This is a genomic window from Streptomyces sp. TRM68367, from assembly GCF_014495685.1.
In the GTDB taxonomy this organism is placed as follows: Bacteria; Actinomycetota; Actinomycetes; order Streptomycetales; family Streptomycetaceae; genus Streptomyces.
In genome coordinates this window covers 1-8,699 of record NZ_JACTVI010000172.1, presented here as the reverse complement: position 1 = coordinate 8,699, position 8,699 = coordinate 1, and the positions used below count along the sequence as shown (strand labels likewise).

The 8,699-nt window shown below is 68.8% G+C and carries 6 protein-coding genes and 1 pseudogene; 6 read left to right on the top strand and 1 reads right to left on the bottom strand.

Annotation, left to right across the window (positions count from 1 at the left end; genetic code table 11):
* Positions 1 to 217: helix-turn-helix domain-containing protein (locus H8R17_RS48270; protein WP_187828682.1), on the bottom strand; the 217-nt coding region annotated here is incomplete at its 3' end.
* 152 nt (positions 218 to 369) lie between these two features.
* Here H8R17_RS48270 and betA point away from each other — a divergent pair.
* From betA to H8R17_RS43365, 6 genes and pseudogenes are all read left to right on the top strand, one after another.
* Positions 370 to 2,040 (top strand): choline dehydrogenase, encoded by a 1,671-nt coding sequence (gene betA, locus H8R17_RS43390; protein WP_187828681.1) that lies wholly within the window; start codon positions 370 to 372, stop codon positions 2,038 to 2,040.
* A 3-nt stretch (positions 2,041 to 2,043) separates the two neighbouring features.
* A pseudogene (locus tag H8R17_RS43385) lies at positions 2,044 to 2,873 on the top strand (5,10-methylenetetrahydrofolate reductase).
* 204 nt (positions 2,874 to 3,077) lie between these two features.
* Complete coding sequence (locus H8R17_RS43380) at positions 3,078 to 4,547, top strand: aldehyde dehydrogenase family protein (protein ID WP_187828680.1); 1,470 nt, start codon at positions 3,078 to 3,080, stop codon at positions 4,545 to 4,547.
* A gap of 20 nt (positions 4,548 to 4,567) precedes the next feature.
* Positions 4,568 to 5,656, top strand: coding sequence for a glycine betaine/L-proline ABC transporter ATP-binding protein (locus H8R17_RS43375; protein WP_187828679.1), 1,089 nt, complete (start codon positions 4,568 to 4,570; stop codon positions 5,654 to 5,656).
* A complete protein-coding gene (locus tag H8R17_RS43370; RefSeq protein WP_187828678.1) occupies positions 5,656 to 7,659 on the top strand; it encodes a proline/glycine betaine ABC transporter permease in 2,004 nt (667 codons plus the stop codon). Before H8R17_RS43375 ends, H8R17_RS43370 begins: the two co-directional genes overlap by 1 nt.
* Positions 7,660 to 7,672: 13 nt before the next feature.
* Complete coding sequence (locus H8R17_RS43365) at positions 7,673 to 8,632, top strand: ABC transporter substrate-binding protein (protein ID WP_187828677.1); 960 nt, start codon at positions 7,673 to 7,675, stop codon at positions 8,630 to 8,632.
* The last annotated feature ends 67 nt before the right edge of the window (positions 8,633 to 8,699 follow it).

Genomic DNA, 8,699 nt, shown 5'->3' with positions numbered 1-8,699 from the left:
CGCGCTCGCCCGCCTGTTCCACGAGGCCCCGCACCTCCAGGGCGCCGAGCAGCCGGAACGCGGTGGATTTGTGAACATCGATCTCGGCCGCCACCTCGCTGACGCCCGCCTCGCCGCGCTGGGCCAGGATCTCCAGGACGCTGATGGCACGGTCGACCGACTGTACGCCGCCGGCGTGTGAAGTTGAGGTTTCGGTCTCAAGGTTGTAGTTGCTCACAACGAAACTATACCCACAGTAAACAACGCTACGGCAAGTAACAACGACGAAATATGGGTCCGGGAAAGTTGCGTGCTCCGCAACCTGGTGCGTATGGCGCTACTAGTACTAGCATGCCTCGCGTATCTACGGCGCGAGCGAGACGAGGCACCATGGCTCCCCTGCAGTACGACTTCGTCATCGTCGGCGGCGGATCGGCCGGCAGCGCACTGGCGAACAGACTCTCCGCGGACCCGGCGACCCGGGTGCTGGTCCTGGAGGCCGGCCGGTCCGACTACCCCTGGGACGTCTTCATCCACATGCCCGCGGCGCTGACCTACCCGATCGGCAGCCGGTTCTACGACTGGAAGTACGAGTCCGAGCCCGAGCCGCACATGGGCGGCCGGCGCGTCTACCACGCGCGAGGCAAGGTGCTGGGCGGCTCCAGCAGCATCAACGGCATGATCTTCCAGCGCGGCAACCCCATGGACTACGAGCGCTGGGCGGCCGACCCCGGGATGGAGACCTGGGACTACGCGCACTGCCTGCCGTACTTCCGGCGGATGGAGAACTGCCTCGCCGCCGACCCGGACGACGAGTTCCGCGGCCATGACGGACCGCTCGTCCTGGAGCGCGGCCCGGCCACCAACCCGCTGTTCACCGCCTTCCTCAAGGCCACCGAGGAGGCGGGCTACGCGCCCACGAACGATGTCAACGGCTACCGGCAGGAAGGTTTCGCCAAGTTCGACCGCAACGTCCATCGCGGACGTCGCCTGTCGGCCTCGAAGGCGTACCTCAAGCCGGCGATGAAGCGGCCCAACCTCACGGTCAGAACCCGCGCCCTCGTCACCCGCGTCCTCTTCGAGGGCAGACGCGCCGTCGGAGTCGAGTACCGGCGCGGCCGGGGCGCCCCCCAGCAGGTCCGCGCCAAGGAGGTCATCCTCTGCGGCGGTGCCATCAACTCCCCGCAGCTGCTTCAGCTCTCCGGCGTCGGCAACGCCGCCGAACTGAGCGCCCTCGGCATCGACGTCGTCCAGGACCTCCCGGGCGTCGGCGAGAACATGCAGGACCACCTGGAGGTCTACGTCCAGTACGCCTGCAGACAGCCCGTCTCCATGCAGCCGTATATGGCGAAGTGGCGTGCCCCCTTCATCGGGCTGCAGTGGCTCTTCCGTACGGGCCCGGCCGCCACCAACCACTTCGAGGCCGGCGGCTTCGCCCGCAGCAACGAGGACGTGGACTACCCCAACCTGATGTTCCACTTCCTGCCCGTCGCGGTCCGCTACGACGGCTCCTCGCCCTCCGGCGGCCACGGCTACCAGGTCCACGTGGGCCCCATGTACTCCGACGCCCTCGGCTCGGTGAAGATCAAAAGCAGGGACCCGCGCGAGCACCCGGCGCTGCGCTTCAACTACCTCTCCACCGAGCAGGACCGCCGCGAATGGGTCGAGGCGATCCGCGTCGCCCGCAGACTCCTCAACCAGCCCGCGCTCGCCCCCTACAACGGCGGCGAGGTCTCGCCCGGTCCGCGGGTGGAAACGGATGAGGAGATCCTCGCCTGGGTCGCCAAGGAGGGCGAGACCGCTCTGCACCCGTCCTGCACCTGCAAGATGGGCACCGACGAGATGTCCGTCGTCGACCCGGCAAGCCTGCGCGTGCACGGTCTGGACGGCCTGCGCGTGGTGGACGCCTCCGTCATGCCGTATGTCACCAACGGCAACATCTACGCACCGGTGATGATGATTGCCGAGAAGGCCGCCGACCTGATCCTCGGCAAGGAACCCCTGGCCCCGTCGAAGGCCGCGTACTACCGCCATCACGATGCCCAGAAGCAGACGGGATAGACGTTGGGCACCCCAGGGCTGGGGGCGCTGCTGCGCAGCGTCCGCTATGAGGTGCTGCCCGCGAAGGCGACGGAGGAGCAGGTCCTCGCCCACGTGCCGCATGATGTCGTGGTTACCGTCACGGCATCGCCGGTCAAGGGCCTGGAGCCGACGCTCGGCCTCGCCACCCGCCTGGCGGCGCACGGCTACCGCGCCGTCCCGCATTTACCCGCACGCCTGCTGCGGGACGACGCGCATCTGAAGGACGTGGCCGACCGGCTGCGTGAGGCTGGCGTGGACGACGTGTTCGTCCCGGCAGGCGACGCCGACCCGCCGGCCGGGTCCTACGAGGGAGCGCTGCCGGTGCTGCGCGGGCTGACAGACCTGGGCAGCCCCTTCGCGTACGTCGGCGTCATCGGCTACCCGGAGACCCATCCCCTCATCCACTACGACGTCACCATCCAGGCGATGTGGGACAAGCGAGAGCACGCCACGTACGTCGTGAGCAACCTCTGCTTCGACCCGCGCACGCTGGGGGAGTGGGTCGCCCGGATCCGCCGCCGCGACATCGTCCTGCCGGTCCACGTGGGCGTGGCGGGCCCGTGCAGCGGGCGAAGCTGCTGGCGATGGCGACGAAGATCGCTGTGGGTGAGTCCACGCGCTTCCTGACGAAGCACGCCTCCTGGTTCCTGCGCTTCGCGACGCCCGGAGGGTATTGCCCCGACCGGCTGCTGGCCCGCGGCGAGCAGGCGCCCACCCCACCCTCGGCGGGGGTGGCCGGCCTGCACCTGTTCACGTTCAACCAGATCGCCGAGACGGAACGGTGGCCGCGCCCTGCTCGCGCGGGTGGGTGACTGACATCACCGCTCTCAGGAATAGGTGACCAAGGTTTTGCACTGCTGGCTGACATAGGTTCCCGATCGCGGGAAAAAGGCTGACAGTCCCCTTGTGGAATAGCCATCAGGCCCTTGACGTCTGTCTGGACTTTCGCCAAGGTGTTCCACCACAAGCAATTGGATGCGCAATGCGCAACAAACGTCGGTTGAAGGGCTGGGCGCGTGGCAGACCTGTATGTGGGCGGTGAATGGCGGAAACCCGTGGCCGGAGGCCTCCGGGAGATCCGCTGCCCCGCTGACGGCACGCTCGGCGCGACCGTCTCGGAAGGGACACGCCCCGACACCGAGGCGGCGATCACCGCCGCCCGCCGCGCCTTCGACGAGGGGCCCTGGCCGCGCACCCCCGAGCGCGAGCGCGGCGCGCTCCTGCTGCGCACCGCCGACCTCCTCGAACGCGACGCCGACGCGTTCGCCCGCGCCGAATCGCTGGACACCGGCAAGCGGCTGGTGGAGAGCGAGTACGACATCGCCGACGTCGTCTCCTGCTTCCGCCACTACGGCGGGATCGGGGGCACCGACGCCGGCCGCGTGATCGACACCGGCCGCGACGACGCCGTCAGCCGTGTCGTGTACGAGCCGATCGGGGTGTGCGGGCTGATCACCCCCTGGAACTACCCGCTGCTCCAGGCGTCCTGGAAGGTCGCGCCGGCCCTCCTGGCGGGCAACACCATCGTCCTCAAGCCCAGCGAGCTCACCCCCTCCACCTCGATCCTGCTGATGAGGGCGCTGGAGGAGGCCGGGCTCCCGGCCGGCGCCGCGAACCTCGTCCTGGGCACCGGGCCCGAGGCGGGCGCACCGCTCGCCGAGGACCCCGCCGTCGACATGGTCTCCTTCACCGGAGGCCTGGAGACCGGCAAGCACATCATGGCCACGGCCGCGGCGACCGTGAAGAAGGTCGCCCTGGAGCTCGGCGGCAAGAATCCCAACATCGTCTTCGCCGACGCCGACTTCGAGACGGCCGTGGACTTCGCGCTCACGGCCGTCTTCCTGCACTCGGGACAGGTCTGCTCGGCCGGCGCCCGGCTGATCGTCGAGGACTCCCTGCACGACGCCTTCGTCGACGAGGTCGTACGCCGCGCCCGGCAGATCCGCCTGGGCGGACCCTTCGACCCCGGGGCCGAGACCGGGGCGCTGATCTCCGCCCGGCACCTGGAGAAGGTCGAGGCGTACGTCGCGGCCGGGCTCGCCGAGGGCGCCGTGCTACGCTGCGGCGGCCAACGCCCGGCCGACCCCGCGCTGGCGAACGGCTTCTATTACCAGCCCACCGTCCTGGACCAGTGCCGACAGGACATGCGTGTGGTGCACGAGGAATCCTTCGGACCCGTGCTCACCGTGGAGCGCTTCACCGACGAGGACGACGCCGTCCGCATCGCCAACGACACCGAGTACGGACTCGCCGGCGCCGTCTGGACGCAGAACGCGGGCAAGGCCCAGCGAGTCGCCCGGCGGCTGCGCCAGGGCACGGTGTGGATCAACGACTACCACCCCTATGTGCCGCAGGCGGAATGGGGTGGGTTCGGGTACTCCGGCGTGGGCCGGGAGCTGGGACCGACCGGCCTGGACGAGTACCGAGAGCCCAAGCACATCTGGCAGAACATCCAACCCCGGCCGCAGCACTGGTTCCGCGGCTGAATGCCGAAGAGAGGGCGATCGTGACCCCAGTACAGACCGAGGTGCCGCAGCGGCGCGGCACGCCTCAGGACTCGGACGACACGCCGGTCGTATCCGTGCGCAAGTTGTGGAAGGTGTTCGGGCCCAAGGCCGAGCGGGTGCCCGGTTCGGAGGAGCTGTGCGGGCTCACCCGCCGCGAGCTCATGGACCGTACGGGGTGCACCACCGCCGTACGCGATGTGAACTTCGACGTCGCGCCCGGCGAGGTCTTCGTCGTCATGGGCCTGTCCGGCTCCGGCAAGTCCACGCTGGTGCGATGTCTGACACGGCTGATCGAACCCACCACCGGCGAGATCGTCTTCGAGGGTGAGGACATCCGCGGCGCGGACGCGGGGCGCCTGCGCGAGCTGCGCCGCAGCAAGTTCTCCATGGTCTTCCAGCACTTCGGGCTGCTGCCGCACCGCCGCGTCGTCGACAACGTGTCGTTCGGCCTGGAAATTCGTGGCATCAGCAGGGCAGAACGCACCAGGCGGGCGATGGAGGTCGTCGAGCTGGTGGGCCTCGCCGGCTACGAGAACTCCTACCCCGACCAGCTCTCCGGCGGTATGCAGCAGCGCGTCGGCCTCGCCCGGGCCCTGGCCGGCGATCCGGAAGTCCTCTTCTTCGACGAGCCGTTCTCGGCGCTCGACCCGCTGATCCGCCGTGACATGCAGAGCGAGGTCATCCGGCTGCACCACGAGGTCGGCAAGTCCATGGTGTTCATCACCCACGACCTCTCCGAGGCGCTCAAGCTGGGCGACCGCATCCTTATTATGCGCGACGGCAAGATGGTCCAGTGCGGCACCGGCGACGAACTGGTCGGCGCCCCCGCCGACGACTACGTCCGCGACTTCGTCAAGGACGTGCCGCGCGGCGACGTGCTCACCCTGCGGTGGATCATGCGCGCGCCGGAGGCCGGCGACGCCCTGGACGGCCCCGAGCTGGGCCCGGACGTCGTGGTGCGGGAAGCCACCCGGGCCGTACTGGCGGCCGAGAAGCCGGTCAAGGTCGTCGAGAACGGCAAACTGCTCGGCGTCGTCGGCGACGAGGAGATCCTCGCGGTGGTTGCCGGGCAGGAAGGCGACATGTGATGACCGTTGCCGTAGAAAAGCCCGAGAAGACCGAGCAACAGGAAGAGAAGAGCCCGCCCGCCGCGGTCGTGCGCAGGGTCAGCCGGCGCACGCTGGTGGCCGCGATCCTGGTCGCCTGGCTGCTGCTGTTCGCCGTGCTGCGCGGCAAGCAGACCCTGTCGCTCGCGGCGGCGGACCTCACGGATCTGCATCGGTGGTTCAACCACGTCAACGACTCGATCGGCGCGAACCGCAACTCCAACCCGCTCTTCATCTATTTCTTCAACGAGATCCGTCTGGTCATCGACAATCTGGTGACCTTCGTCCAGGGCCTGATCTCCCAGCCTTCCGGCTTTCGCCCCGTCCCGCAGATCGGCTGGCTCGGCGTCGTCGGCATCGCCGGATATGTCTCCTGGGCCGTGGGCAACTGGCGGGTGGCGCTGCTGGCCGTGGCCGGTTTCACCTTCCTCGGGCTGCAGGGCCTGTGGCAGGAGAGCATGGACACCCTGGCCCTGACCCTCTCCGCTGTCCTGGTCGCGCTGCTGTTCGCGATCCCGCTGGGCGTGTGGGCGGGACTGTCCGACCGGTTCAACCGGATCGTGACGCCCTTGCTGGACTTCATGCAGACGATGCCGACCTTCGTCTACCTGGCCCCGATGACGCTGTTCTTCCTCATCGGCCCCGCCTCCGCCACGATCGCCACCGCCATCTACGCGGCTCCGCCGGCCATCCGCATCACCGCCCACGCCATCCGCTCCGTACCGGAGACCACCGTCGAGGCGGCGGACTCGATGGGCGCCACCCGGCGGCAGGCGCTGCTGAAGGTCCTGTTGCCGATGTCCAGGCGGACCGTGGTGATGGGGGTCAACCAGACCATCATGGCCGCCCTGGCCATGGTGACCATCACGGCCCTGATCGACGCGCCCGGCCTCGGCAAGACCGTGGTCCAGGCCCTGCAGTCGCTCGACGTGGGAACCGCCTTCAACGCCGGCCTCGCCATCGTCGTCATGGCCATCGTCCTCGACCGGGTCACCACCGCGGCCAGCGCCCGCGCGGAGGCGGCACGGCGCTCGGGCGGCCGGTTCCTCGCCTGGCGGCGTCCCCTGCTGGGCGCGGGCGCCGTGGTCACCGCCGTACTCTTCTACATGTCGCACACCTACGTGTGGGCGGCGGAGTTCCCCGGCGACGGCACCATCGGCAGCAAGATCGCGAGCGGCGCGGACACCGCGACCACCTGGGCACAGGACAGCCTGTCGGGCCTCACCAACGGCTTCCGCGACGCCCTCACCAACGGCCTGCTCAACCCGTTCCAGTCGCTGCTCACCGGCTCCCCGTGGTGGCTCGTCGGCGCGGCCCTGATCGGGCTCAGTGTGGTGCTCGGCGGCTGGCGGGCGGGGGTCACCACCGCCGCCTGTATCGGACTGCTGGTCGGCACGGGTGTCTGGTCGGACGCCATGACGACGATGGCGTCGACCGTCGTCGCGACGGTGCTCGTGATGGTGCTCGGCGGCGTCTTCGGCGTGTGGATGGGGCGCAGCATGCTAGTGGACCGGCTGCTGCGGCCCACCCTGGACGCGGCACAGGTCATGCCGCCGTTCGTCTATCTCGTGCCGTTCCTCGCACTGTTCGGGGCGACCCGCTTCACGGCCATCGTCGCCGCGATCGTCTACGCGGCGCCGGTCGCCACGAAGATCGTCGCGGACGGTGTCCGGGCGGTGCCCGCGACCACCGTGGAGGCGGCCACCTCCGCCGGGTGCAACACCTGGCAGATCATCACCAAGGTCCAGCTGCCGATGGCACGCAGCGCCCTGACCCTCGCGACCAACCAGGGCCTGATCTACGTGCTGTCGATGGTTGTGGTGGGCGGCCTGGTAGGCGCGGGCGCCCTCGGCTACGACGTCGTGGCCGGCTTCTCGCAGGGCCAGCTTTACGGGAAGGGGCTCGCCGCGGGGCTGGCCATCGTCCTTCTCGGAGTCATGTTCGACCGGATCACACAGGCAGCGGCGCGACGCGCAAGCGCTTAAGGAGCACGACACCATGGCAAGACACTGGCGAGCCGGCGCGGCCGGCCTGGCCGTCCTCGGCCTCACCCTCACCGCGTGCGGCGGCGCGAAGGTCGGCGACAACTCCGCGGGGTCCGGCGGCTCCGGCAAGTGCGGCACCTTCAATCTCGCGATCAACCCGTGGGTGGGTTACGAGGCGGATGCGGCGGTCGTCGCGTACGTCGCTCAGCACGACCTCGGCTGCACGGTCAACAAGAAGGACCTCAAGGAGGAGATCGCCTGGCAGGGCTTCGGCACGGGCGAGGTCGACGCCGTCCTGGAGAACTGGGGCCACGAGGACCTGAAGAAGAAGTACATCACCGAGCAGAAGACCGCCGTCGACGCCGGCCCGACCGGCAACAAGGGCCTCATCGGCTGGTATGTGCCGCCGTGGCTGGCCAAGGCGCACCCGGACATCACCGACTGGAAGAACCTCAACAAGTACGCGGCCAAGTTCAAGACCTCCGAGTCGGACGGCCAGGGCCAGCTCCTCGACGGCGACCCGTCGTACGTCACCAACGACGAGGCGCTGGTCAAGAATCTGAAGCTGAACTTCAAGGTCGTGTACGCGGGCAGCGAGACCGCGCTCATCCAGGCCTTCCGCAACGCGGAGAAGAACAAGCAATGGATGATCGGCTACTTCTACGAGCCCCAGTGGTTCACGTCCGAGGTGCCGCTCGTCAAGGTCAAGCTGCCCCCGTACAAGGCGGGCTGCGACGCCGACCCGGCGAAGATCGCCTGCGACTACCCCGTGTACAACCTCGACAAGATCGTCAGTGCCAAGTTCGCCAAGTCGGGCAGCCCGGCCTATGACCTGGTGAAGAAGTTCCACTGGACGAACGACGACCAGGACACCGTGGCCAAGTACATAGCGGTGGACAAGATGTCGCCGGAGGCGGCGGCGAAGAAGTGGGTCGAGGCCAACCGCGCCAAGGTGGACGCCTGGCTCAAGTAGTGCCGTAGGCCGAGGCCGGAAACCAGTAGAAAGTACCCGGTGGGCGGTGCGCACACGTGCGCACCGC